Source organism: Xanthomonas sp. DAR 80977, from assembly GCF_041240605.1.
Classification (GTDB): domain Bacteria; phylum Pseudomonadota; class Gammaproteobacteria; order Xanthomonadales; family Xanthomonadaceae; genus Xanthomonas_A; species Xanthomonas_A bundabergensis.
On record NZ_CP162487.1, the window covers coordinates 5053347 to 5078434 of the forward strand.

The 25088-nt window shown below is 70.3% G+C and carries 20 protein-coding genes; 8 read left to right on the forward strand and 12 right to left on the reverse strand.

Features of this window, described 5'->3' with window-relative positions; genetic code table 11:
* Window positions 1–83 precede the first annotated feature (83 nt).
* Complete coding sequence (locus tag AB3X10_RS21545; RefSeq protein WP_369977427.1) at window positions 84–1184, forward strand: catalase family peroxidase; 1101 nt, start codon at window positions 84–86, stop codon at window positions 1182–1184.
* Window positions 1181–1765 carry a cytochrome b gene (locus AB3X10_RS21550; protein WP_369977428.1) on the forward strand — a complete coding sequence of 195 codons (585 nt, stop codon included), beginning with the start codon at window positions 1181–1183 and terminating at the stop codon, window positions 1763–1765. The genes AB3X10_RS21545 and AB3X10_RS21550 overlap by 4 nt, the downstream gene beginning before the upstream one ends.
* A 217-nt stretch (window positions 1766–1982) precedes the next feature.
* Here AB3X10_RS21550 and AB3X10_RS21555 read toward each other — a convergent pair whose 3' ends face one another.
* The gene (locus AB3X10_RS21555; RefSeq protein ID WP_369977429.1) at window positions 1983–2792 is read right to left on the reverse strand and encodes a ThuA domain-containing protein; all 810 of its coding nucleotides are present in this window, start codon (window positions 2790–2792) and stop codon (window positions 1983–1985) included.
* 626 nt (window positions 2793–3418) lie between these two features.
* On the opposite strand from AB3X10_RS21555, the gene fhuE reads away from it, so the two are divergent.
* The gene (fhuE, locus tag AB3X10_RS21560) at window positions 3419–5575 is read left to right on the forward strand and encodes a ferric-rhodotorulic acid/ferric-coprogen receptor FhuE (RefSeq protein WP_369977430.1); all 2157 of its coding nucleotides are present in this window, start codon (window positions 3419–3421) and stop codon (window positions 5573–5575) included.
* 97 nt (window positions 5576–5672) lie between these two features.
* On the opposite strand, the gene AB3X10_RS21565 is transcribed toward fhuE, so the two are convergent.
* From AB3X10_RS21565 to AB3X10_RS21580, 4 genes are all read right to left on the reverse strand, one after another.
* Window positions 5673–6275, reverse strand: a complete 603-nt coding sequence (locus tag AB3X10_RS21565) for a response regulator transcription factor (RefSeq protein ID WP_369977431.1) — start codon at window positions 6273–6275, stop codon at window positions 5673–5675.
* A gap of 52 nt (window positions 6276–6327) precedes the next feature.
* Window positions 6328–7521: a sensor histidine kinase gene (locus tag AB3X10_RS21570; protein WP_369977432.1), complete on the reverse strand. Its 1194-nt coding sequence runs from the start codon at window positions 7519–7521 to the stop codon at window positions 6328–6330.
* Between the two features lie 133 nt (window positions 7522–7654).
* Window positions 7655–8479: an ABC transporter permease gene (locus tag AB3X10_RS21575; RefSeq protein WP_369977433.1), complete on the reverse strand. Its 825-nt coding sequence runs from the start codon at window positions 8477–8479 to the stop codon at window positions 7655–7657.
* Window positions 8476–9378 carry an ABC transporter ATP-binding protein gene (locus AB3X10_RS21580; protein ID WP_369977434.1) on the reverse strand — a complete coding sequence of 301 codons (903 nt, stop codon included), beginning with the start codon at window positions 9376–9378 and terminating at the stop codon, window positions 8476–8478. Before AB3X10_RS21580 ends, AB3X10_RS21575 begins: the two co-directional genes overlap by 4 nt.
* 250 nt (window positions 9379–9628) lie before the next feature.
* Here AB3X10_RS21580 and AB3X10_RS21585 point away from each other — a divergent pair, with 250 nt between their 5' ends.
* From AB3X10_RS21585 to AB3X10_RS21605, 5 genes are all read left to right on the forward strand, one after another.
* Window positions 9629–10873, forward strand: a complete 1245-nt coding sequence (locus tag AB3X10_RS21585) for an efflux RND transporter periplasmic adaptor subunit (RefSeq protein ID WP_369977435.1) — start codon at window positions 9629–9631, stop codon at window positions 10871–10873.
* Window positions 10874–11896: 1023 nt separating this feature from the next.
* Entirely contained in the window at window positions 11897–12589 is a 693-nt protein-coding gene (locus tag AB3X10_RS21590) for an ABC transporter ATP-binding protein (protein WP_369977436.1), read from the forward strand.
* A 61-nt stretch (window positions 12590–12650) separates the two neighbouring features.
* Entirely contained in the window at window positions 12651–13808 is a 1158-nt protein-coding gene (locus AB3X10_RS21595) for an ABC transporter permease (RefSeq protein ID WP_369977437.1), read from the forward strand.
* Window positions 13809–13854: 46 nt separating this feature from the next.
* On the forward strand, window positions 13855–15168 hold the full coding sequence (locus AB3X10_RS21600; RefSeq protein WP_369977438.1) for an ABC transporter permease: 1314 nt from the start codon (window positions 13855–13857) through the stop codon (window positions 15166–15168).
* A gap of 357 nt (window positions 15169–15525) precedes the next feature.
* Complete coding sequence (locus AB3X10_RS21605) at window positions 15526–16683, forward strand: alpha/beta hydrolase family protein (protein ID WP_369977439.1); 1158 nt, start codon at window positions 15526–15528, stop codon at window positions 16681–16683.
* Between the two features lie 129 nt (window positions 16684–16812).
* On the opposite strand, the gene rarD is transcribed toward AB3X10_RS21605, so the two are convergent.
* From rarD to AB3X10_RS21640, 7 genes are all read right to left on the reverse strand, one after another.
* Window positions 16813–17718, reverse strand: a complete 906-nt coding sequence (rarD, locus tag AB3X10_RS21610; protein ID WP_369977440.1) for an EamA family transporter RarD — start codon at window positions 17716–17718, stop codon at window positions 16813–16815.
* Window positions 17715–18617 (reverse strand): drug/metabolite exporter YedA, encoded by a 903-nt coding sequence (gene yedA / locus AB3X10_RS21615; protein WP_369977441.1) that lies wholly within the window; start codon window positions 18615–18617, stop codon window positions 17715–17717. Before yedA ends, rarD begins: the two co-directional genes overlap by 4 nt.
* Window positions 18618–19159: 542 nt before the next feature.
* A complete protein-coding gene (locus AB3X10_RS21620) occupies window positions 19160–20380 on the reverse strand; it encodes a PQQ-dependent sugar dehydrogenase (protein WP_369977442.1) in 1221 nt (406 codons plus the stop codon).
* A gap of 90 nt (window positions 20381–20470) precedes the next feature.
* Window positions 20471–20656 (reverse strand): hypothetical protein, encoded by a 186-nt coding sequence (locus AB3X10_RS21625; protein WP_369977443.1) that lies wholly within the window; start codon window positions 20654–20656, stop codon window positions 20471–20473.
* 91 nt (window positions 20657–20747) lie between these two features.
* Window positions 20748–22403, reverse strand: coding sequence for a M28 family metallopeptidase (locus AB3X10_RS21630; RefSeq protein ID WP_369981934.1), 1656 nt, complete (start codon window positions 22401–22403; stop codon window positions 20748–20750).
* Window positions 22404–22583: 180 nt separating this feature from the next.
* A complete protein-coding gene (locus AB3X10_RS21635) occupies window positions 22584–23507 on the reverse strand; it encodes an MBL fold metallo-hydrolase (protein ID WP_369977444.1) in 924 nt (307 codons plus the stop codon).
* A 284-nt stretch (window positions 23508–23791) separates the two neighbouring features.
* Window positions 23792–25084: a tryptophan--tRNA ligase gene (locus AB3X10_RS21640; protein ID WP_369977446.1), complete on the reverse strand. Its 1293-nt coding sequence runs from the start codon at window positions 25082–25084 to the stop codon at window positions 23792–23794.
* Window positions 25085–25088 lie beyond the last annotated feature (4 nt).

Consider the following 25088-nt stretch of genomic DNA (forward strand, 5'->3'; position numbering starts at 1 on the left):
CCATCGCACGATCGCCGACGCCGGGAATAGAACGCGGCGCCGGACGTCCCACTCCCAATCGCCGCCGCCACAGGAGTCGTCCCATGTCCCATCCCGATCCCACACCGCCGCCCCGCCCACGGCCGTGGCTGCCGCTGGCCGCCATCGTCGCGATCGGCGCCGTGCTCGCCGCCGCCTTCGCCTGGAGCGCGGGCTGGCTGGGCGGACCGCAGCGGCTGACCGCGCAGCGCATGACCGACGCCATCGAGGCCGGCGGTCCGCCGCATCCGGGCTTCCGCCGCGCGCACAGCAAGGGCATGTGCGTGAGCGGCCACTTCGAAGGCAACGGCCAGGCGCGCGCGTTGTCGTCGGCACGCGTGTTCACCCAGGCGTCCGTGCCGGTGCTGGGGCGGATGTCGATCGGCGGCGGCGATCCGCACGGCGCCGACGCCACGGCGCGGGTGCGCAGCATGGCGCTGCTGCTGCGCAGCGACGACGGCCAGCAGTGGCGCACGGCGATGAACAGTTTCCCGTTCTTCGTGGTGGCCACGCCGGAGGGCTTCATGGCGCAGACCCTGGCCGCGCAGCCGGACCCGGCCACCGGCAAGCCGGACCCGGCGAAGCTGGCCGCGTTCGCGCAGCGCTATCCGGAAGCGAAGAAATTCCAGGAGTGGGCCAAGACCGCGCCGTGGTCGGACAGCTGGGCCAACACCCAGTACAACGGGGTCAACAGCTTCCGCTTCATCGCCGCCGACGGCAGCAGCCGCTTCGTGCGCTGGTCGATGCGGCCGCAGACCGCGTTCAAGGAATTGTCGGCGGCGCAGCGCGCGCAGGCCGATGCCGACTTCCTCGGCGAGGACCTGCAGGCGCGGCTGGCGCGCGGCCCGCTGCGCTGGGATCTGGTGCTGACCGTGGCCGCGCCCGGCGACCCGGTCAACGATCCCTCGCAGCCCTGGCCGCAGGACCGGCAGCAGGTGGTCGCCGGCACCCTGGTGCTGGACCACGCCGAGCCGCAGGCCACCGGCCCGTGCCGCGACCTCAACTACGACCCGCTGATCCTGCCGCGCGGCATCGCCGGTTCGGACGATCCGATCCTGGCCGCGCGCTCGGCGGTGTATTCGCAATCGTTCAACCGCCGCGAGCGCGAGATCGGCCGCGGCCAGGCGCCCGATGCCACCGGCCAGGCGCATGGGGGTGCGCAATGAGCCGCGCGAACGCCTCCGGGCATTTCAACCCGACCGCACGCGTGCTGCACTGGCTGATGGCGGCGATGATCCTGACCATGCTGTTCGTCGGCGTGGGCATGGTCGCCTCGGTGTCGCAGCGGCCGTGGCTGCTCGACCTGCACCGCCCGCTGGGCATCGCGATCCTGTTGCTGGCGATCGTGCGCCTGGGCAACCGCCTGCGCCACCGGCCGCCGCCGCTGCCGGCGGACCTGCCGTGGTGGCAGAAGACGGCGGCGCTGGCCTCGCACTGGTTGTTGTACGCGCTGATGCTGGCGATGCCGCTGCTGGGCTGGTCGATGCTGTCGGCCGGCGGCTATCCGATCGTGCTGTGGCCGGGCGTGCAGCTGCCGCCGATCGCGCCGCACAGCCCGGCGCTGTACGCCTGGCTGCGCAGCGCGCATGGCTGGCTGGCGTACCTGCTGTTCGCCACGGTGCTGGGGCATCTGTGCGCGGCGCTGTTCCATGCCTGGGTGCGCCGCGATGGGGTGTTTTCGAGCATGGCGCGGGGGGGTGGTGCGGCGCCGGTGGTGGAGCCGGCGGTGCGGCGGGAGCAGGTCTAGGGGTTTGCTCGCTGCTGTTTGCGGGCTATGGCGGGTTGGCCATCGGGTGCGATGGGCGTTGTCGGTAACGCCCGTCGCGACTGAAGTCGCTCCCACAAAAAGCGGGTGGCGTGCTGGTCGGACGCTTCTGTAGGAGGGGCTTCAGCCTCGACGGATTGCTGGCAACGGTTCGGTTGCTGTCGCGGCTGAAGCCGCTCCTACAGGGGGTGCTGGCGATTCAGCGCGGGCTCGGTGCCGCGGCCGGATCGTTGGCGATGCCGTGGCCGGTGGCGGCCCAGTAGATGCCGCCGTACAGGTGTTCGAGGTAGCGCGGGTCGTTGTAGGCCTCGGCCAGGTGGCCGAGCGCGGTGACGAAGACGCGCGCGCCTTCGTAGCGGTGGTACCACGCCACCGGATGCGGCCTGCCCATGCCCTTGGCGACCTGGCCGGGCCAGATCAGGGTGGGGTCGTAGCTGGACTCGTCCACCGTCAGCAGGGTGACCAGGTCGTCGCTGTACGGCGGGTCGTATTCGTACCACTCGTCGGTCCACATCCAGCGCGCGGGCAGGCCGGCGGTGGCCGGGAAGTTGCGGTCGACCACGTCGACCATCGCGGTCTGCATGTACGGGTGGGTGCGGAACGCGCGGCCGATCAGGCGGTCGTACCAGTCCCACTGCCCGCGCGCGATCGCGAACGCCTTGTGCACCGCGACCACGCCGCCGCCGGCACGCACGTACTTCTGGAAATTGGCGCGCTGCGCCGGGTTCAGGTCGGTCGCCGGCGTGTTGAGCAGCACGATCGCCGCGTACTGCGACAGGTCGCCGTCGAACGCCTCCGCGTTCCAGGCCCACACCAGCTCGAAGTAGTGCTGCCGCGCCAGCGCCTCGAACTGCGGCTTGGCCACCGGGATGTAGTCGTGGTGGTACTTGTTGGGAATCGCCGCGACCAGCACCTTGAACTGCCCGTCGGCGGCCAGTGCGGCGCCGGCCGGCAGCGACCAGGCCAGCAGCAGCGACCATCCGCACAACACTGCGCGCATCCACTTCATCCACATCCTCCTGTCCGTCGAGCCGGGCGCCTCCATCGGGATTCGCGGTGGCGGCGGTGGGCGGCATCGCACCGCCGTCCGCAGACGCTCCATCCCGGGCACTGCCTGCCTGGCGCGTCGCTGGATCCGATTGCGGACAGCATAGTCACTGGCGGCAGCGCGACCACGCGGGCACGCACAATTTCATAGGCGCCTGCGCTTCCGGCATACCGATGGCCGGCGCGCGGCGGGCGTGTCCGCCGCAACCCTTGCCGGGGGCCGCTTGCGGCAGCCCGCATCGCCCATCGCGCCCCCGATCTTCCCGCCCAAAAACGCCAGGGCCTGCGCGCAATATGGCAGCGCCGACATGGCCGCGCCGACCCGACACCGTTACACTTGCCACCGTGGGCGCGCCCTGATCGCCAGGTCACCCCGCCCGTTTCCCGAAATACCCGTCCCTGCGCCGGCCGCCCTTCCCGCGGCAGCCGGCCGCATCGACAGCGCCAGCCAGGTGCGACGCCCCGAGCCCAGGCCTGCCCTGCGCACGCCGGGCGTCCCGCTCCAAGCCAGCAGCCAAACCCGACCGTCCCGCGGCGCTCCGTGCAGCGCCGTCGATGGCCATGCCTGCTTGCCACGGAGCCTTTGCAATGAACCGTTTCCTCCCTCCCCGCCGTTTCCCGCGCCGCTGCGCCCTGGCCATGGCCTGCCTGCTCGCCAGCCTGCCCGCGTTCGCCGCCGACGCGGCCGCCGACAGCGCCAGCGCCAGCGATGCCGATGTCACCACCCTCGACAAGATCAGCGTCAAGGGCGAACGCGCCGAAGGCTACAGCGTCAGGAAGACCACCGCGGGCACCCGCTTCGAGCTGGCGCCGCGCGAGATCCCGCAGTCGGTGAGCATCATCAGCCACCAGCGCATCGAGGATCAGGGCCTGGACGACATCATCGACGTGCTGGAGAACACCACCGGCGTGTCCAACACCCGCTCGGACAGCGAGCGCTTCGAGTTCTACGCGCGCGGCTTCTACATCGACAACTACCAGTTCGACGGCATCCCGACCACGATGGTGCAGAACTGGAGCTACGGCGATTCGGCGCTGGACCTGGCGCTGTACGACCGCGTGGAAGTGGTGCGCGGCGCCACCGGCCTGATGACCGGCGCGGGCAACCCTTCGGCCTCGGTCAACCTGATCCGCAAGCACGCCGACAGCGCCGAGCTGACCGGCAGCGTGCAGGTCACCGCCGGCAGCTGGGGCAGGACCCGCTCGACGGTCGACGTGACCACCCCGCTCAACGCCAGCGGCACGGTGCGCGCGCGGGTGATCGGCAGCTACCTGGATACCGATTCGTACGTGGACCGCTACCGCCAGAACAAGACCCTGGGCTATGCGGTGATCGATGCCGACCTGACCCCGGACACCCAGCTGAGCGTGGGCTACGACTACCAGAAGAAGCAGTCCGACGACGTCACCTGGGGCGGCTTCCCGCTGTGGTATTCCGACGGCAGCCGCACCGACTATTCGCGCTCGTTCAACCCGGCCGCGGACTGGACGTTCTGGGACACCACCACCAAGCGCGCCTTCGCCACGCTGCAGCACGATTTCGCCAGCGGCTGGAAGATCAAGGCCAACGCCACCCACGACCAGACCAACGTCACCGACAAGCTGTTCTACCCGTATTACACGATCTACGGTTTCGACAAGAGCACCGGCGCCGGCGTGGTGCCGTACTCCGGCTACTACGTCACCGAGCGCAAGGTCGATGGCCTGGACGGCTACGCGGAAGGCCCGTTGCAGCTGTTCGGGCGCGAGCACGAACTGATGGCCGGGGTCAGCTACAACCGCCGCCGCTACGTCAACGACGGCGCGTTCGATTTCCCGGCGCCGATGGCCAGCTACCTGAACTGGACCGGCAACTATCCGGAGCCGGCCTGGTCGGCGCTGACCGAGTTCAGCCGCGGCACCGTCACCCAGAAGGCCGGCTATGCCGCCGCGCGCTTCTCGCTGGCCGATCCGCTGAAGCTGATCGTCGGCGCGCGCTACACCGACTGGAAGGTCGACGGCGCCGAAAGCGGCGTGCCCTACACCAGCCGGCAGAAGGAAACCACGCCGTACGCCGGCCTGGTCTACACGATCGACGATGTCTGGTCGGCCTACGCCAGCTACACCGACATCTTCCAGCCGCAGACGTCGCGCACCCGCAGCGGCGCCTACCTGGATCCGGTGATCGGCAAGAGCTACGAGGCCGGGGTCAAGGCCGCCTGGTTCGACGACCGCCTCAACGCCTCGCTGTCGGTGTTCCGCATCGAACAGGACAATGTCGCGCAGGCGACCACCGAGTTCGTCCAGGGCACCACCGAGACGGCCTACGTCGCCGCGCAGGGCACGGTCAGCCGCGGCTTCGAGTTCGAGCTCAACGGCGAACTGGCCCCGGGCTGGAACGGCACCTTCGGCGCGGCGCGCTACGTGGCCAAGGACGCCGGCGGCGCGGACATCAATTCGCAGCTGCCGCAGACCACGCTCAAGCTCTACACCAGCTACACCCCGCGCAGCCTCACCGAGCTGACCTTCGGCGGCGGCGTCAACTGGCAGAACCGCATCTACTACGTCGATGCCACCTACGGCCGCTTCGAGCAGGACGCCTATGCGCTGGTCAGCGCGTTCGCGCGCTACCGCCTGTCCGACGAATTCACGGTGCAGGCCAACCTCAACAACCTGCTGGACAAGAAGTACTACGCGCAGATCTACGGCTACGGCGCCTGGGGCGAACCGCGCAGCGGCTCGCTGAGCTTCACCTGGTCGTTCTGATCCGCCATGCCCGTCCGGTGCCATGCGCCGGGCGGGCCTGGAGTCGACCCCGGATGCCGGTGGCCCTGCGCCACCGGCATTCGCGTTTCCGGCCGCGCTACAGCCAGCCTTTCTGCCGCGCCAGCCGCGCCGCCTCGATGCGGTTGCCGACGCCGAGCTTGCCGATCGCCTCGGACAGGTAGTTGCGCACGGTGCCGTGCGACAACCCGAGCTGGGCGGCGATGTCGCCGGCCGAGACGCCCTCGCCGGCCAGGCGCAGCACCTGGCGCTCGCGGTCGTTGAGCGGGTCGGCCTCGGACCAGGCTTCCAGCGCCAGCTCCGGATCGATCGCGCGGCCGCCGCGGTGCACCTGGCGGATCGCATCGACCAGGCGCTCGGGCGGTGCGTCCTTCAACAGATAGCCGCCGACGCCGGCATCCAGCGCGCGGCGCAGGAAGCCGGGGCGGGCGAAGGTGGTGACGATGACCACGCGGATCGGCAGCTGCTGGCGCTGCACCCGCTGCGCCAGTTCCAGGCCGCTGAGGCCGGGCATCTCGATGTCGGTGACCAGCAGGTCCGGCGTATGCGCCTGCAGCGCGCGCCACGCGGCCTCGCCGTCGGCGGCGCTGGCGACCACGGCGATATCCGCTTCCAGGCCCAGCAGCGCGCTCAGCGCGCCGCGCACCATCGCCTGGTCTTCCGCCAGCACTAATCGAATCACGGCTCCCCCCGGTCCTTGTGGCCGCATTGTAGGGCGGCGCCCACCGCGGCGCTCAGCGCAGCGCGGGATCCTGGCAGCCGCGCGGTTCCGGCGCGGTCTCGGGTTCGGGCGCCGACTGCGGCATGCGCGGCAACGGCGCCGCCGCCAGCAGGCGGGTGCCCTGGCCGCGTTCGGAGTCGATCCGCAACGAACCGCCCACCGCTTCCAGCCGTTCGCGCATGCTGGCCAGGCCGGTGCCCGGCTGCATCGCGCTGCCGCGGCCATCGTCGCGGATCTCCAGCCAGGCCTGCCCGTGCTCGCACCACAGCCGCAGCTGCGCGTTGCCGGCGCCGGCATGGCGCTGGATGTTGGTGGCGGCCTCGCGCAGCACCATGGCGAACACCGTCTCCAGCTGCGCGCACTGCGGCAACGCATCGACCTGGTAGCGGAAGGTGACCCCGGACGATTCCAGCAGCAGTTTGGCCGAGGCCATCTCCGCGGCCAGCTGCGCGGCGCGGATGCCGCTGACCGCGCGCCGCACCTGGCCCAGCGCCTCGCGCGCGACCTGGCCGACGTCCTCCATCTCCTGCCGCGCCGCGTCCGGGTCGCGCGCCAGCAGGCGCGCGGCCAGGTCCGCCTTCAGCGCCACCAGCGACAGGGTGTGGCCGAGCAGGTCGTGCAGGTCGCGGCCGATGCGCTCGCGCTCGGCGACCGCAGCCAGGCGCCGCACTTCCTCGTGGCTCAGGCGCAGCTGCGCATCGGCACGCGCGCGGCGTTCGAAGCTGATGTTCATCAACCCCACCGCCAGGCCCACCAGCACCGCGCTGGCCATGTACAAGGGCGACCAGCCGCGCATCCACCAGGCCGCGGCGAACAGGCCGAGCAGCAGCAGCATCCCCAGCAGCGCCCGCACCGGCTGGAAGCAGAACGCCAGGAACGCGCAGGCATAGATGATGTAGCACTGCGCGCCGGGGTTGTACGGCAGCAGCGCGAACGCCAGCGCGGCCATGCCGGCCACGCACCAGCGCAGGTAGCGGCGGTGGCGGTAGTAGGCGCAGTAGTACAGCGCCAGGAACACGGCGTAGCTGGCCATGGTCGGCCAGAACCAGCGGGTGAAGTAGTGCGGCTCGTACAGCGGGGTCACGAACAGCCAGATCGACCAGATCAGCGACAGCCACACGAACCAGTGCGCGCCGGGCCGGGCGGTGTTCCAGCCCAGGCGCCGCGAGATCAGCGAATCGGGCGAGGCGTGCAGCAAGGCGATCACGGCAGGCTCCCAGGGCGGCGCGGCCGCGCTGCGTAGCATAGCGAGTGCGCAGGGAGGCCGCTCGGCGGCGCCTGCGGCCGGGCGCGAACGCCGCGTCCCCGCATGGCCGGGCCACAATGGCGCAGGCCGGCCATCAGCCTTGGCGCAGGCGCCGATGCGCCAGTGCGTAGAACGCCACGGTCACCGCCAGCAGCGCGGCGACATGGCCGGCGCTGCCGCCGCCACCATCCTGGCCCACCACCCGCAGCGCCAGCTGGCCCAGGTGATACGACGGCCACAACGGCGCCAGCGTGGTCAGCAGCGACGGCAGCAGTTGCAGCGGAATCCACAGGCCGGACAGGAACGCCATCGGCAGGTAGATCAGGTTGACCACCGCCGGCGCGCCGCTGCCGCCGACGCGCGCGCCGATATACAGGCCGATCGCGCAGAACGGCAGCGTGCCCAGCACATCGACCAGCAGCAGCAAGGCGCGCTGCGGCAGCGCCAGCCGCACCCCGCCGAGCGCGCTGCCCAGCAGTTGCAGCAGCACGCCGATCGCCAGCGCGAACAGCATCGCCAGCACCGTGCGCGCCAGCAGCATCGCCCCCGGCGGCACCGGCATCGCGCGCTTCAGGGTCAGCAGGCCGCGTTCGCGGTCCAGCGCCAGGCCCACGCCGAAGCCGAACAGCGCCGGCGCCATCACCCCGAACACGCCGTAGCTGGCCATCAGGTACACCGCGGCGGCGGGATTGCCGCGGTTGAGCACCACGCCGAACAGCAGGTAGAACATCGGCGGGAACAGCAGGGTCGGCAACGCGAACGAGGGCGTGCGCAGCCAGCGCAGCAGTTCGTAGCGGATCTCGCGCAGCAGCAGCGCCGCATACTCGCGCCACGGCAACGCAGACGCGTCGTAGGGCAGTGCGGCGGCGGCAGCTGGCGCTGCGACGGGCTCGATGCGGCGTGGATCGGGAGCGTTCATGCGGCCTCCGCACGGGTAATGGCGAGGAACGCATCGGCGAGGCCGGCGCGCTTCACTTCCAGTTCGTCCAGCCCCGGATCGGCGGCGAGCAATCGCGCCACCACCGGCTCGGCCGGTTCGGCGACGATCTCCAGCACGCCGTCGCGGCCTTCCGCGCGACGCACCTGCGGCCAGCTCGCCACCTGCGCCGCGGCCAGCGCGCTGCGGCAGCGGATCGTGCGCTGCTCGAAGCGCGCCCGCAGCTGTTCCACGCTGCCTTCGGCGATCAACGTGCCGCGTTGCAGCACCGCGACCCGGTCGGCCAGCGCTTCGGCCTCTTCCAGGTAATGCGTGGTCAGCAGCACCGCGCAGCCGTCCGCGACCAGTTCCTGGATCGCCCGCCACAGGCCCTGCCGCGCCTCGATGTCCAGGCCGGTGCTGGGCTCGTCCAGGAACAGCACCTGCGGCCGGCCGCAGATCGCCATCGCGAACTGCACGCGCCGCTGCTGGCCGCCGGACAGGCTGCCGTAGCGGCGCGGCAACAGGCCGTCCAGCCCGGCCAGCGCCACACAATCGGCGACGCTGCGCGGGCGCCGGTAGTAGCCGCGCGCCTGCTCCAGCAGCTCGCCGGCGCGCAGGGCGTCCGGCAGGCCGGCGGACTGCAGCATCACCCCGGCCTGGCGCCGCGCGCCGAGCGCACGCGGGTCCTGGCCGCACAGGGACACGCTGCCGGCGTCGGCCACCTGCAGCCCGAGCATGAGCGCGACCGCGGTGCTCTTGCCCGCGCCGTTGGCGCCGAGCAGCGCCAGCAGCTGGCCGCGCTGCAGTTGCAGGTCCACGCCGTCCAGCGCGACCGCCGCGCCGTAGCGCTTGTGCACGCCGCGCAGTTGCGCCAGCGGGAGAGTATCGGGAGCGTGCATCGGCGCGGACCGGTCGTGGCAGGAGTGGCCATGCTGCGCCGCGCCGGCGGCGCGTCCCAGTGCGGGCCGTCAGCCGCCGCAGGTGACAGCTGTCACTGGCGATGGCCGCGCGATTGCCGCATGCTGCGATCCGCGCCATGGGGAATGGCGCCGCACTTGCCGCAACGCAACGCAGAAAGTGACTTCCGGCAACTGGGAAGCGCGTGCCACGCCGGTCCACACTGCGCCTACCGATTCGTCCAGGGACAAGATGAGTACCTCCGCCGACCTGCTCAAAGAACTCCGTATCGACCGCAAGGCGCCGCCGAGCGAGCCGCCGTCGCGGCGCGGGCTGTGGATCGCCGTGGCCGTGGCGCTGCTGCTGGCGCTCGGCGCCGGCGGCTGGCTGCTGTTCGGCCGCGGCAAGGCCATCGCCGTGACCACCGCGCCGGTGGTGGCGATCGCTGCCGGCAGCAGCAGCGCCTCGGTGCTGGACGCCAGCGGCTACGTGGTGGCGCGGCGCATGGCCACGGTGTCGGCCAAGATAACCGGCAAGGTGCGCGAGGTGCTGATCGAGGAAGGCATGCGCGTGGAGCAGGACCAGGTGATGGCGACGCTGGACCCGATCGACGCCGGCGCGCAGCGGCAGCTGTCGGCCTCGCAGCTGGACGCGGCGCGCAGCCAGGTGACCAACATGCAGGCGCAGCTGCGCCAGGCCGAGGCGGACGCGCAGCGGCTGCAGACCCTGGTCGCGCAGCAGCTGGTATCGCGCTCGCAGTACGACCAGGCCGTGTCGCAGCGCGACGCCCTGCGCGCGCAGCTGCAGAGCGCGCAGCGCAACGTGGTGGTGGCGGGCAACCAGTTGTCGATCTCCGACCTCAACGTGGACAACACCATCGTGCGCGCGCCGTTCGCCGGCGTGGTCACCGCCAAGGCGGCGCAGCCGGGCGAGATCGTCTCGCCGCTGTCGGCCGGCGGCGGTTTCACCCGCACCGGCATCGGCACGGTGGTGGACATGGACTCGCTGGAGATCGAGGTGGAAGTGGGCGAGGCCTTCATCGGCCGGGTCAAGCCGGGCATGCCGGTGGAAGCCACGCTCAACGCCTATCCGGAGTGGAAGATCCCGGCCGAGGTGATCGCGATCATCCCCTCGGCCGACCGCGGCAAGGCGACGGTGAAGGTCCGCGTGGCGCTGAAGCAGAAGGATCCGCGGATCGTGCCGGAAATGGGCGTGCGCGTGAGCTTCCTGGAAGCGCCGCAGGCGCAGGCGCAGGACAAGCCGCAGGGCGTGCGTGTGCCCGGCGCGGCGATCGTCAAGCGCGGCGGCCAGGACGTGGCGTTCGCGCTGAAGGAGGACAACACCGTCGAGCAGCGCGCGCTGAAGACCGGCATCGCGCTGGGCGACGACCGCCAGGTGCTGTCGGGCCTGGCGGCGGGCGACACGGTGGTGCTGGATCCGCCGGAGACCTTGCGCGAGGGGGTCAAGGTGAAGCTGGCGGAGGCGAGCGAGCAATAGCGGCGAACGCTTGTGAGGTACGGCGCGTTGCCGCGAATCACTGCGTGTCGCCCGTGTCGCAGCCATCTTGCTCCATCGCCGTGAAGATGTCGGCCTTCACTTTGTTTCCCGTCTAGCTCTTGCCGTAGCGAGTGTCGTTCCACCCAATCGCTTCATCGCATGACTTGGTTTTGCTCGTGCTGGATCAAGCCGGCAACCGGCTGTAAAGCTACAACCGCTACCCCGCTCCTGCTGTCGCTCCTGCTGTCGCTCTTGCTCTTGCTCTTGCTCTTGCTGTTGCTCTGCTTTGGCTGCTGCTTTTGATCGACTGGGTTCCCTTCCGCAGCGGCGGATGGACCGGGGAAAAACCCGAAGGGCGGCGCACATGGATGTGCGCCGTTCGCGGCAGGGGCAGGATGCCCCTTCCGCGAATCCCCGGTGCATCCGCGGACCCGTAGCGCGCAGCGCGGAGGGCGCGTAGGCAGGGCGTGCTTTCTTTTGGTTACTTTTCTTTGCACGAGCAAAGAAAAGTGACCCGCCCTAAGGCGGAAGCTTTTGCCTTTGGTGTTGATTTTGTAGGAGCGGCTTCAGCCGCGACAGATACGTTCCCGCAATGCCTCGGTCGCGGCTGAAGCCGCTCCTACAATGATTCAGCCGCTGCCGCTGCCGCAAGAGCAAGAGCAAAGCTTTCGCCTTGCGGCGAGTTACTTTTCTTTGCTTGTGCAAAGAAAAGTAACCAAAAGAAAGCACACCCTACTCCGCGCCCTCCGCGCTTCGCGCTCCGGGTCCGCGAATAGGACGGGATTCGCGGAAGGGGCATCCTGCCCCTGCCGCGAACGGCGCACATCCCTGTGCGCCGCCCCTTCGGGGTTTTTCCCGCCCTATTCGCCGCTACGTAAGGGACCCGGTAGAGCAAGAGCTGAAGAACAGAAGCACGGCAAAAGCAAAATCACCGCAACCGCAACCGCAACCGCAACCCAGCATCCGCGAACCGCCTCACCGCACTCGGCACATCCACCACCGTCCACTGCCAGGAACACCACCATGTCCACCCTCGTCAAACTGCGCAACGTCACCAAGACCTACCAGCGCGGACCCGAGAAAGTACAAGTCCTGCACGGCATCGACCTGGACATCGAACGCGGCGACTTCGTCGCCCTGATGGGTCCCTCCGGCTCCGGCAAGACCACCCTGCTCAACCTGATCGGCGGCCTGGACACCCCCAGCGGCGGCGAGATCGAGATCGAAGGCGAGCGCATCGACCGCATGAGCGGCGGCCAGCTGTCCACCTGGCGCAGCCAGCACGTCGGCTTCGTGTTCCAGTTCTACAACCTCATGCCCATGCTCACCGCGCAGAAGAACGTGGAACTGCCGCTGCTGCTGACCGCGCTCGGTGCCGCCCAGCGCAAGCGCAACGCCGAGATCGCGCTGACCCTGGTCAACCTGGCCGACCGCCGCAGCCACCGCCCCAACGAACTGTCCGGCGGCCAGCAGCAGCGCGTGGCGATCGCCCGCGCCATCGTCTCCGACCCCACCTTCCTGATCTGCGACGAGCCCACCGGCGACCTCGACCGCCATGCCGCCGAGGAGATCCTGCACCTGCTGCAGCAGCTCAACCGCGAGCACGGCAAGACCATCATCATGGTCACCCACGACCCCAAGGCCGCCGAGTACGCCAGCCATACCGTGCACCTGGACAAGGGCGAGCTGGCCGACGCGCCGCTCGTGGCGCATTGAACCGGCCGCTGCCGCCGCGCGCATTCCGCGCCCCGGCATCCCGTCCCTTGGAGGATCGAACATGAAATATTTTTCGTTGGTCTGGGCGCAACTGTTCCGCAGCAAGACCCGCACCCTGCTGACCCTGCTGTCGGTGGTCGCCGCGTTCCTGCTGTTCGGCATGCTCGACTCGGTGCGCGTGGCGTTCAATTCCGGCGGCAGCGTCGAGGGCGCCAACCGGCTGATCGTGTCCTCGCGGCTGTCGATCACCCAGTCGCTGCCGGTCAGCCTGCAGTCGCAGATCGAATCGGTGCCCGGGGTGAAGAAGGTCACCTACGCGATGTGGTTCGGCGGCATCTACCGCGACCCGAAGAACTTCTTCCCCAACTTCTCGGTGGCGCCGAACTTCTTCGACGTCTACAGCGAGTACGACGTGCCGCCGGCGCAGCTCAAGGCGTTCCGCGAGACACGCACCGCGGCGGCGGTGGGCGCGTCGCTGGCCAAGAAGAACGGCTGGAAGATCGGCGACACCATTCCGCTGCAGGCCACCATCTTCCCGCGCGGCGGCAGCAACGACTGGCCGCTGACCCTGACCACCATCTTCCACGTCAAGGACGCCAAGAACGTCCAGGCCGAAAACCAGTTGATGATGAACTGGAAGTACTTCGACGAGTCCAACGACTACATCAAGAACAAGGTCAGCTGGTACACCGTGCAGCTGGGCAGCGCCGAGCAGGCCTCGCGGGTGGCGCAGGCGATCGATGCGCTGTCGCTCAACTCCGATCACGAGACCAAGAGCCAGACCGAGGCCGCGTTCTCGCAGGCCTTCGCCAAGCAGTTCGCCGACGTCGGCCTGATCGTCACCGCGATCATGGCCGCGGTGTTCTTCACCCTGCTGCTGCTCACCGGCAACACCATGGCGCAGGCGGTGCGCGAGCGCATCCCGGAACTGGCGGTGCTGAAGACGCTCGGCTTCCGCGACGGCACCGTGCTGACCCTGGTGATGGTGGAGTCGGTGCTGCTGATCGTGCTCGGCGGCCTGATCGGCATGGGCCTGGCGGCGCTGGTCATCCCCGGCGTGGCCGCGGCCAGCGGCGGCATGATGCCGATGCGCGGCGTGCCGGCGCAGACCTGGGCGGTGGCGTTGGGGCTGATGGTCGCCATCGGCATCGTGGTCGGGCTGCTGCCGGCGCTGCGCGCGCAGCGCCTGAAGATCGTGGACGCGCTGGCCGGGCGCTGAGCCCGCCGCCGCATCGCTCCCTTTCGCATTCTCGGAAGACGCACTGATGAAACTCAAACACTGGTTGGGAAACCTGCTCACGTTGCTGCTGCTGGCGGCCGGGCTGGCGCTGTGGATCGCCCTGCCCTGGTACGGCGTGCTGGCCTTGGCCGCCGGCGTGGCGCTGTGGCTGCTGCTGACCCGCGGCGGGCGCCTGGCGCTGGCCGCCACCCGCATCGGCGTGGCCAGCCTGCCGCAGCGCTGGGGCGCCTCGTCGGTGATCGTGGTCGGCATCGCCGGCGTGGTCGGCGTGCTGGTGGCGATGCTGGCGATGGGCGAAGGCTTCCAGGCCACGCTCAACAGCACCGGCGACGACACCACCGCGATCGTGCTGCGCGGCGGCTCCGGCGCCGAGACCAATTCGGTGATCACCCGCGATCAGGTGCCGCTGATCGCCAGCCTGGCCGGCGTGGCCAAGGGCGCCGACGGCAAGCCGCTGGTGTCGCCGGAGCTGTCGCAGGTGATCAACCTGCCGAGCAAGGCCGACGGCACCGACACCAACGTGCAGTTCCGCGGCATCGGCGACGCCGGCTGGGCGGTGCACGACAAGCTCAGGATCGTCGAGGGCCGCCGCTTCGGCGCCGGCCTGCGCGAGATCGTGGTCGGCCAGGGCGCCAAGGCCCAGTTCCGCGGGCTGGACGTGGGCAAGACGCTGAGCCTGGGCCGCGAGCAGTGGACCGTGGTCGGCGTGTTCGCCTCCGGCGACGCGCACGACTCGGAACTGTGGGCCGACGCGCAGACCCTGGCCTCCACCTACAACCGCAGCGCCTACCAGTCGATCAGCGTGCGCACCGCCGGCAAGGACGGCTACGCCCAGTTCAAGGCGGCGATGGCCGCCGACCCGCGGCTCAAGCTCGACGTGGAGACCACCCGCGCCTACTACGCCAAGCAGGGCGGCAACCTCAGCAAGCTGATCAGCGTCCTCGGCACCGTGATCGGCGCGATCATGGCGGTCGGCGCGGTGTTCGGCGCGCTCAACACCATGTACGCGGCGGTGGCCACCCGCGCCCGCGAGATCGCCACGATGCGCGCGATCGGCTTCCGCGGCCTGCCGGTGGTGACCGCGGTGATGCTGGAGACGATGCTGCTGGCGCTGCTCGGCGGGCTGCTCGGCGGGCTGATCGCCTGGGCCATCTTCAACGGCTACAGCGTGTCCACCCTGGGCAGCAACTTCAGCCAGGTGGTGTTCCAGTTCAAGGTCTCCCCGGCCTTGCTGTGGAGCGGGCTGAAGTGGGCGCTGGGCATCGGCCTGGTCGGCGGGCTGTTCCCGGCGCTGCGCGCGGCGCGGCTGCCGATCACCACCGCCTTGCGCGCGCTGTAGCGGCTGCCGTCCCTCCGCGGGGCACGGCGGGCGGGAAGCGACGGCGAGGGCCGCCCACACCCGCGCAAGCGCGGCCCTGCGGGTCCAGCCGGGCGCGCCGCAGGCCGGCGCGGCATGGCCCGAGCTGAACGCCAGTCGGCGCCACACGGCGCCGACCGGGCGCCGGACAGCTCTGCCGCGCCCCGCCCGGACAGCGCGAATGCACCGCAGCGCAAGGCGTGGCCGGCAAAACCGGGCCGGCGGTCCCAGCTCGGCACGCCGCATCGGACCCGCGTCATCGTTTCGTCATCCAATTGCGGTAGAGCCGCGCCGGCGAAGGCGATAGCCTGCGCGGCCATTCATCCACCGCCTACCGCCATGTCGTCGCGCCTGCGCCTGTTGCTCGTCCTCTGCGCCAGCCTGTGCCTGACCAGCCTGTGCCTGGCCGCCCGCTCCTCCACCTCGCTCAGCGACCGCCTGGTCGCGCCGGGCGGCGTGTCGCCGCTGATGGACGAGGAACGCATCCAGGGCCTGCTGGCGACGCTGCCCAACCGCAGCGGGCACGTGCTCACCCCGGGCGGCATCCCGATCTTCTGGCGCGCGATCGATCCGGGCGACTACCGCATGCGCTACCGCTACGAGCATGCCGGCCGCGACGCCAACGGCCACGAGCGCGCCGATTTCGCGATGGACGTGGCCGCGCCGCAGCCCGGCGCCCATGCCGCCCCGCGCGGCACCGTGGTGCTGCTGCACGGCTGGATGATGGACGGCGATTCGCTGCTGCCTTGGTCGCTGGACCTGGCCCAGGCCGGCTACCGCAGCATCAGCATCGACCTGCGCAACCACGGCCGCTCCGGCGGCGGCCCGGCCGGCTACGGCACCCGCGAGTCCGACGACGTGGTCGCGGTGATCCGCGCGCTGCGCGCGCGCGGCGAGGTGCAGGGCCCGCTGTACCTGTTCGGCGTGTCCTACGGCGCCGCCACCGCGCTGTTCACCGCGCAGAAGCTGGGCGGCGAGGTCGATGGCGTGGTCGCGATGGAATCCTTCGCCAACGCCGGCCGCGGCATCCGCGACATGATCCCGCACATGCTCGCCAGCCGCCCGCAGGGCTGGATGGCCAGCGCGGCGATGGGCCTGGCGCGCTGGCGCTACGCCGGGCAGAACCTGGATGCGGTCATCGCCAACGCCAACCAGCGCCTGGCGCTGAACCTGGACCGGGTCGACGTGACCGCCGCCGCGCGCACCGCGCCGGCCTGCCTGCTGCTGCTGCACGGCAGCGCCGACCAGCACATCCCGGTCGCGCACGGCCGCCTGCTGGCGCTGGGAGCGCCGCGCGCGCACTACCTGGAGATGCCCGGCGAGAACCACATCAGCCTGCCGATGCGGCTGGACCTGCTGGCGCCGACGGTGGAGGACTGGTTCGCCGAACTGCCGGCGCAGCGCCACGACGGCCACTGCCCGCAGCCGCTGGCGCCGCGCGTGGATGCCGAGCAGCAGCTGACTGCCACCGCCGCCGCGAGCGCCAGCCGGGGTTGAGCGGGGATTGGGGATTCGGGATTGGAGATTCGCAAGGGCCGAAGCCGCTCCCTCTAATAGTGCGGCGGCCCGCGCAGTCCGCCGTTACGAATCCCCAATCCCGAATCCCCAATCCCCAATCCCGGCCTCTCAGGCCCCCCGCCGCCCCCAGCCCGAACGCCACAGGCTCTCGCCGGCGAACAGCAGCAGCCCGACCCAGATCGCGGCGAAGCCGACCGCCTTGCCGCTGTCGAACGGCTCGCGGAAGAACCACACCCCGAGCAGCAGCTGCAGGCTCGGCGAGACGTACTGCAGCAGCCCGACCAGCGACAGCGGGATGCGCCGCACGCCGTAGGCGAAGCCGATCAGCGGCACCGCGGTGACCACGCCGCCGAACACCAGCAGCAGGTCGCTGCGCCAGCCCCAGCCGTCGGCGAAGCCGCCGCCGTGGCCGGCCTCGCCCCACAGCACGAAGCCCAGCGCCGGCAGGAACAGGTACAGGCTCTCCACGCCCAGCCCGGCCACCGCATCCACCTGCACCAGCTTGCGCAGCAGGCCGTACAGCCCGAACGAACCGGCCAGGCCCAGCGCGATCCACGGCGGCGCGCCGGCATCGACGGTGAGCCAGGCCACGCCCAGCGCCGCGCACGCCACCGCCAGCCACTGCAGCGCGCGCAGCCGTTCCTTCAGCACCAGCACGCCGAGCAGCACGTTGACCAGCGGGTTGATGAAATAGCCCAGGCTGGTCTCGATCACGTGACCGGCGTTGATCGCCCAGATGTACAGGCTCCAGTTGAACCCGATCGCCAGGCTGCTCAGCGCCAGGATGGCCAGCGCGCGCGGCTGCGCGGCGATGCTGCGCCACCACTGCAGGCGCGTGCGGTACAGCAGCCATCCCACCACCAGCAGCGTGCTCCAGACGATGCGATGGGCGATGATCTGCGCCGACGGCACCGCGCTGAGCAGGTGCCAGTACACCGGCACCAGGCCCCACAGCGCGAAGGTCAATGCGGTGACCAGCAGCCCGCGGCGCGTTTCCTGTTCGGCGGCGGTCATCGGCGGGTCCGCGCCACGGTGATGACCACCACGCCGGCCAGGATCACCGCCATCGCGCCCAGGTCGCTGGCGGTGAAACGCTCCGCGCCGAGCCAGCTGCCCAGCGCCACCGCGATCACCGGATTGACGTAGGCATAGCTGCCGGCCAGCACCGGGCGCACGTTCTGCAGCAGCCACACGTAGGCGGTGAACGCCACGATCGAACCGAACACGCACAGGTAGGCGACCGCCATCAGCGCGTGCGGCGTCGGCCAGCCGTGCGGGCGTTCGCCGCTCAGCACACCCGTGGCGACCAGCAGCACGCCGCCGCACAGCATCTGCCCGGCCGCGGCCATGAACGGCATCGGCAGATCGCGGCCGCGCGACCACACCGACCCGAACGCCCAGCCGATCGGCGCGATCAACAGCAGTACCAGGCCCTTGGGGCTGGCGCTGAGGCTGCTTCCGGCGTTGAGCCACAGCACGCCGGCGAACCCGACCACGATGCCCAGCCATTCGCCGCGGCTGGCATGCTGCCCGCGCAGCGCGCCGAACAGCGCCATCCACAACGGCACCGACGCCACCGCGACCGCCGCCAGGCCCGAGGACACCTGGCGCTCGGCCAGCACCACCATGCCGTTGCCGCACAACAACAGCAGCGCGCCCAGCACCGTCAGCGACCCCCATTGCGCCCGCGTCGGCGCGGCCACGCCGCGCCAGCGCAGCACCGCGTACAGCAGCGAGCCGGCGACCACGAAGCGCAGTCCCGAGACCATGCTCAACGGCGGCGTGCCGCCCTCCAGCGCGAAGCGGATCGCCAGATAGGTCGACCCCCACACCACGTAGACCAGCAGCAGCGCAAGGACGACGAAACCGCCGCGCGCGGGAACGGCGGCGGCGGGAGAAGGCGGGGACGACATGCGCAGAAGGACCGGGCGGTGTGGAAATGGATTCTAGGCCAGCGGCGGCGACCAGCGACAGCAGCGCGGCGCGACGCGCGTGGCACGCTGTTTTGCGCGTGGCGCACGCGCCCCGTTCCCAGCGCACCGACGCGGCAAGATCGAACTCCGACCGTGGCAGCGCAACGCTTTGCGCGCAGGCGAAGTCGGCCCATCGAGCCGTGCGCCGCGCCGGCCAACGCGCACGCGTCGGGACTGAAGTCCCTCCCACAGTGCACCCAACATGCCGGCCGCAAGCCCCTTGTAGGAGCGGCTTCAGCCGCGACAAGCGAAGTCGGAAACTGCGCAGCTGCGGACACTGTCTGTCGGGGCTGAAGCCCCTCCCACAGTGCACCCAGCCGGCATGCCGCTAGCCCCTGTAGGAGCGGCTTCAGCCGCGACGAGCGAAGTCGGAAACTGCGCCGGCTGCAGACACGGTCTGCACCGGTCGATCACCTTCCGCATGACGGCGGTTCGCGACTCAGCGGGCGCACCCGATAGCGCCAGGAACACCGCCAGTGCGCTTACTTCGGCGTGAGCCGGTACAGGCCACCGGGCTTGGCGTCTTCCAGCAACCACAGCGAGCCATCCGGCGCCTCCTCGACATCGCGGATGCGCTTGCCGATGCTCCAGCGATTGACCGCGATGGCGCCGCCCTTGCTATCGACAGTGACGCGGATGATGCCCTGGCTGACCAGGCCGCTGATCAACGCGCTGCCCTTCCATTGCGGGAACAGGTTGCCCTTGTAGAACATCAGGTTGCCGGGCGCGATCACCGGCACCCAATAGATCGCCGGCTTGGCAAGATCGGGCCGCGTATCGGGTTTGGGAATCGGCACGCCGTTGTAATTGTCGCCATACGAAACCAGCGGCCACCCGTAGTTCTTGCCGCGCTGGATCAGGTTCAGTTCGTCGCCGCCGAGGGGACCGTGCTCGAGTTCCCACAGCCGACCGTCAGGAGCGAAGGCAAGACCGTAGGGTGTGCGGTGGCCGGTGGACCAGGTTTCGGCCGGCGTGAGGTTGGATTTGGGGAACGTGTAGGTGCTGATCACCGGTGCCGTCTTGGCCGCCTCGGTATCGGCCGGCGGATCGATCAGCGGGATGGTGCGCGCGCCGACCTTGCCTGCCCACGGGTTGCCCGGCGCGGGCTTGCCGTCCAGCGTCAACCGCAGGATCTTGCCTTCCGGTTGATCGGGATCCTGTGCCGGCGTGAAGCGCTGGCGGTCGCCCACCGTGAGGAACAGGTACCGGCCGTCCGGCGAAAACGCGATCTGCGCGCCGGCCTGGCCGCCCTTGCCAGTCGGCATCTGGCGCCACAGCACCTTGAAGTTGTCCAGCCGGGCCTCGTTGCCCTCGATCACGAGTCTGCCTCGGCCCATGGCCAGGCCACCGCCGTAGTCACCGGGTGCGACATACGTCAGGTACACGCTCTTGTCGATGGCGTAGTGGGGCGACAGGAACACGCCCAGCATGCCGTTCTGGCCTTCCACGTAACTGGCCGGCACGCCCTTGACCTCGGTCTTGGCGCCTTGCGGGGTCACCAGCTGCACGCGACCGACCTTCTCGGTGATCAGCATGCGGCCATCGGGGAGGAACGCGATGCGCCAGGGCAGATCGAAGCTGGCCACCTTGGTGACGTTGAAAGGGAGGTCGGGGTCGGGCTTCTGATTGCCTGCGTTGGTCTGCGCGTGCGCGACGCTCGTCAGTAGGGTTCCGAGCAGGACTGCATTTATCAGCGTCTTCATCTGCATGATTCCTCGCGTCCAGGTGGCGCGAGGAATCGTAGTGTTTCCGACGCCGCCTGGGTGTGACGGCGGCCCGTCCTGGGATGTCGGTCAGAACTGCCAGTTGACCAGCAACGCTCCACCGGAGTCCTCGAGGACGATTCCGGGGACATAGGGATTGGTCATCAGGAAGACCGCCGCGTGCCCGACGTCGGCGATCGTGACGGGCGCCAGGTCCAGGGCGAGGGAATGCGACAGCGCGTCTACCACGGCGAACGTCGAGGCGACGGCCGCCATGCCAAGCTTCGCCCTCGCTCCAATGCCGCCGCCAAGGAAGGTCGTCGAGCCGTTGCGCGCCAGCTGCGCAGCGGCATGGCGGGCGCCCCCCTCAGCGCCGCGCCGCCTCGCTCGCATCGCGTGCCGGCTTGAATTCGGAACCCTCGTCCCAGCGCGGCCACTCGCGGCTGTCGGCCAGGCGCTGGCCCAGGTCGTACAGCAACAGCGTATCGGCCGCATGTCCGGCCGGATCCCAGGACGCGCTCCAGCGGTCGCAGGGCTGGTGGTAGCACTCGGCGAAATAGCGGTCGCGGATCGCCTTGCCGGCGGCCACGCCGCCGTCGCGCTTGTCCAGCCCCGGCCCGACGGTGATCGCCGGCACCCCGGCGCGGGCGAAGGCGAAGTGGTCGGCGCGGTAGAAGAATCCCGCCTCCAGGTTCGGATCCGGCGAATAGGCGCGGCCGCGCGCCTGCGCCGCCGCGGCCAGGTCGCGTTCCAGCGACACCCGCCCGCGGCCCCACGAGGCGATGTCGCGGGTGGCGCCGTCGGGGCTGAACATCTCGCTGTTGATCACCGCCACCGTGGTCGCCAGCGGCGCCAGCGGGTGCGCGGCGTAGTAGGTCGCGCCGAGCAGGCCCTTCTCCTCGGCGGTGAGCGCGATGAAGTACAGCGTGCGCTGCGGCCGCGGCCCGGCCGCGAACACCCGCGCCAGTTCCAGCACGCTGGCCACGCCGGTGGCGTTGTCGATCGCGCCGCGGCGGATGCGGTCGCCGCTGGCGTCGGCCGCGCCGATGCCGAACGCATCCCAGTGCGCCGAGTAGATGACGGTCTCGTCCGGATGCGTGGCGCCTTCCAGCTTGGCGACCACGTTGTGGGTGACCACGCGTTCGCGCTTGAGCGCGAAGCGCACCGACAGCGCCGCGTCGCCCAGCGCCTGCGGGCGGAAGTCGGCACGTTGCGCGCGCGTCTTCTCCGCCTCGAAGTCCAGCCCGGCACGCTGGAACAGCGACACCGCCAGCGCGCGCTGCATCCAGCCGCGTACCGGCACGTGCTGCGCGCGCGCCTGCGCGTCGCTGCGCTCGATGTCGAACAGCGGCGACAGCCCGGAACTCTTCACCGTCGCCCAGCCGTACGCGGCCGGCGCGGTCTCGTGCACGATCAGCACGCCGGCCGCGCCCTGCCGCGCGGCTTCCTCGTACTTGTAGGTCCAGCGCCCGTAGTAGGTGACCGCGCGGCCGTCGAAGGCGCCGGGCTGCGGCGTCTCGAAGTCGGCGTCGTTGATCAGCATCACCGCGATCTTGCCCTTCAGGTCCACGCCCTTGTAGTCGTCCCAGCCGCGCTCGGGCGCATGGATGCCGTAGCCGACGAACACCAGCGGCGCGTCCTTCAGCGCCACCTTGTTGCCGGGGCGCAGGCTCTGCAGCACCACGTCCTCGCCGTTGACCAGCGCCTGCGACGCGCCGGCCACGCGCAGCGTCGCGGTCACCGGCCCGTCCACCTGCGCGCGCACCAGCGGCACCGCCTGGGTCCAGCCGCCGTCGTCGCCGGCCGGCTGCACGCCGGCCAGGCGGAACTGTTCGCTGAGATAGGCGATGGTCTTGTCCTCGCCCGGCGTGGCCGGCGCGCGGCCCTCGAACGCATCGGAGGCCAGCGTGCGCACATGCCGCTCCAGCGCCTGCGCATCGATGCCGCCGCCGGGCAGCACCTCGTTGGCCGCCTGCGCGGCGCCCCCCATGAACAGGCAGGCGGACAGCAGCAACATACGCATCGGATTCACGGCAACGACCTGGAAAAAAGCGGGCCGCACAGTGTAGAGCGTGACACCGTCATGAAACAGCAACGACACGGCAGCGAATGGAGAAACGGGAATCGAGAATCGGGAAGAGCGGCATGCTTGGACCGGCAATTCCCTGCCGTTGACGAATCCCGAATCCCGAATCCCGGCCCCTCAACGCTCCAGCCAGCAGCCCAGCCCCTGCGCATTGAGCTCGATGTCCATCCGCAGCACCTGCTCCACGCCGGCGTCGTCGAGCGGGCAGCCATGCAGCCGCGCGCGCTCCAGGTACAGCGCGCTCAACGCGGCGACCAGGCAACGATGGCGATCGGAACGCCCGTCGCAACCGCGCGCGATCGCCACCATCGCCTCGAGTTGCTCGAACAGCTCCGCCGCCAGCCTGTCCGCCGCGCCGACCGGGCCGTAGTGGGTCAGGTACAGCGTGTCCGGCGCATGGTCGAGCATGCGCTGGATCGAGGCACGCATCGCGTCGGGCTCGAACTGCACCGGCGAGGAGGTCGGGATCACGAACGCGCCGCGCGCGCTGTCCAGTTCGCGGTACGACAGGCCGAAGGTGTCGCCGGTGAACCAGCTGCGGCTGCGCGCGTCCCACACGCACAGGTGATGGCGCGCGTGGCCGGGCGTATCGATGCACAGCAATTCGCGCTGGCCCAGCCACAGCCGATGCCCGTCCTCGGCGACGACCACGCGCTCGGCCGGCACCGGCAGGATGGTGCCGTAGCTGCGCGCGATCTCGGCTTCGCCATACACCGCGGTTGCGCCGGCGATCAGCCGCGCCGGATCGACCATGTGCGGCGCACCGCGCGGATGCACCAGCAGGCGCGCGTTCGGCAGGCGCTGCAGCAGCGCGCCGGCGCCGCCGGCATGGTCCAGATGCACGTGGGTCAGGATCAGCCAGTCCACGTCGCCCGGCGCCAGGCCGGCACCGTCGAGCGCGGCCAGCAGCGCCGGCAGCGAGTGGCTGGTGCCGCAATCGACGAAGGCGCCGCGCCCGTCTTCCACGATCAGGTAGGCCGCATCGAACTGCGCGCGCTGGAAGCCGGTGTCGATGAGATGGATGCTGGGGTCGCGTGGCATTGCGCAAGGCGGTGGCTGGGCGAGCCTCCATTCTAGGCCGTATGGAGGCGGTTGCCAGCCCTGCTGGCTACGCCTCGGTCTTCAAGCAATCCACGGCACCCGCGGTTGCCATCGGGACATGCAGTCCTGACGTACTGCTGCGCGAATGACCCGCGCTGACAGTCAACCGCGATCTTCAGACGTTGTGGGAGGGACTTCAGTCCCGACGCCTTACTGCCAAGGCCTCGTCGGGACTGAAGTCCCTCCCACACTATTCATGGCCGGGCCCGCGGCCTGCTCTCACTTCAGCCCGCGTCGCGCAACCGCTGCAGCGCCGCCAGCACCGTCTCGGCCGGCACCGCCAGGGTGAGTTCCGCCCCTTGCAGCGCATCGGCGCGATCGGCCTGCTTGAGCGTGCCGATCACGCGCCCGGCCTCGCGCGGCGAATCGAAACCGCCGCTCTGCAGCAGCAGCGCGCCCTCGCCGTCGAGCAACTTGAAGTAGAAGCGGCCGTCGCCTTCGCGGTACTGCTTGAAGCTCGGCAGCGCCTGCCTGGCCGCGGCGGCATCGGCGTGCCCGGCCTCGCGCAGCGACAGGTCGCGCAGGCCCACCGCATGCCGCAGCTCGGCCAGGAACGGCGTGGCGTAGCGTTCGCGCAGGCGCTGCGCGTTGTCGCGCAGGATCGCCTCGATGTCGCCCGGGCGCGCCATCAGCGCCTCGTAGCGCACGCGCATCGGCGCGATCTCCGCATCGATGCGCTCGAACAGCTGCTGCTTGGCCTCGCCCCAGCCGATGCCGGCGGCGAAGGCCTGCGCGAACGCGGCGGTCTCCTCGGCATTGGCGAAGGCCTGGTACAGCTGGAACAGCGCCGACCCCTCGGTGTCCTTCGGCTCGCCGGGCGCGCGCGAATCGGTGACGATCGAAAACACGCGCTTCTTCAGCTCCTCGCGCGGGGCGAACAACGGAATCGTGTTGTCGTAGCTCTTGCTCATCTTGCGCCCGTCCAGCCCGGGCAAGGTGGCCACGTTCTCGTCGATCAGCGCTTCGGGCAGGGTGAAATAGTCGCGGCCGTAGACGTGGTTGAAGCGCTGGCCGAAATCGCGCGCCATCTCGATGTGCTGGATCTGGTCGCGGCCCACCGGCACCTGCTGCGCGTTGAACAGCAGGATGTCGGCGGCCATCAGCACCGGGTACATGAACAATCCCGCGCTGACCCCGGCATCGTCGTCCTCGCCGTCGGCGCGGTTCTTGTCCACCGCCGCCTTGTAGGCGTGGGCGCGGTTGAGGATGCCCTTGCCGGCGACGCAGGTCAGGAACCAGGTCAGTTCGTTGGTTTCCGGCACGTCCGACTGGCGGTAGAACCACACCTTCGACGGATCCAGCCCGGCGGCCAGCCACGAGGCGGCGATCTCCAGCGTGGAGCGCTGGGTACGCGCCGGGTCCTGCGCCTTGATCAGGCTGTGCAGGTCGGCCAGGAAATAGAAGCTCTCGATGCCTGGGCGCAGGCTGGCCTGCAGCGCCGGGCGGATCGCGCCGACGTAATTGCCCAGGTGCGGGGTGCCGGAGGTGGTGATGCCGGTAAGGACGCGGGTGGTCATGCGG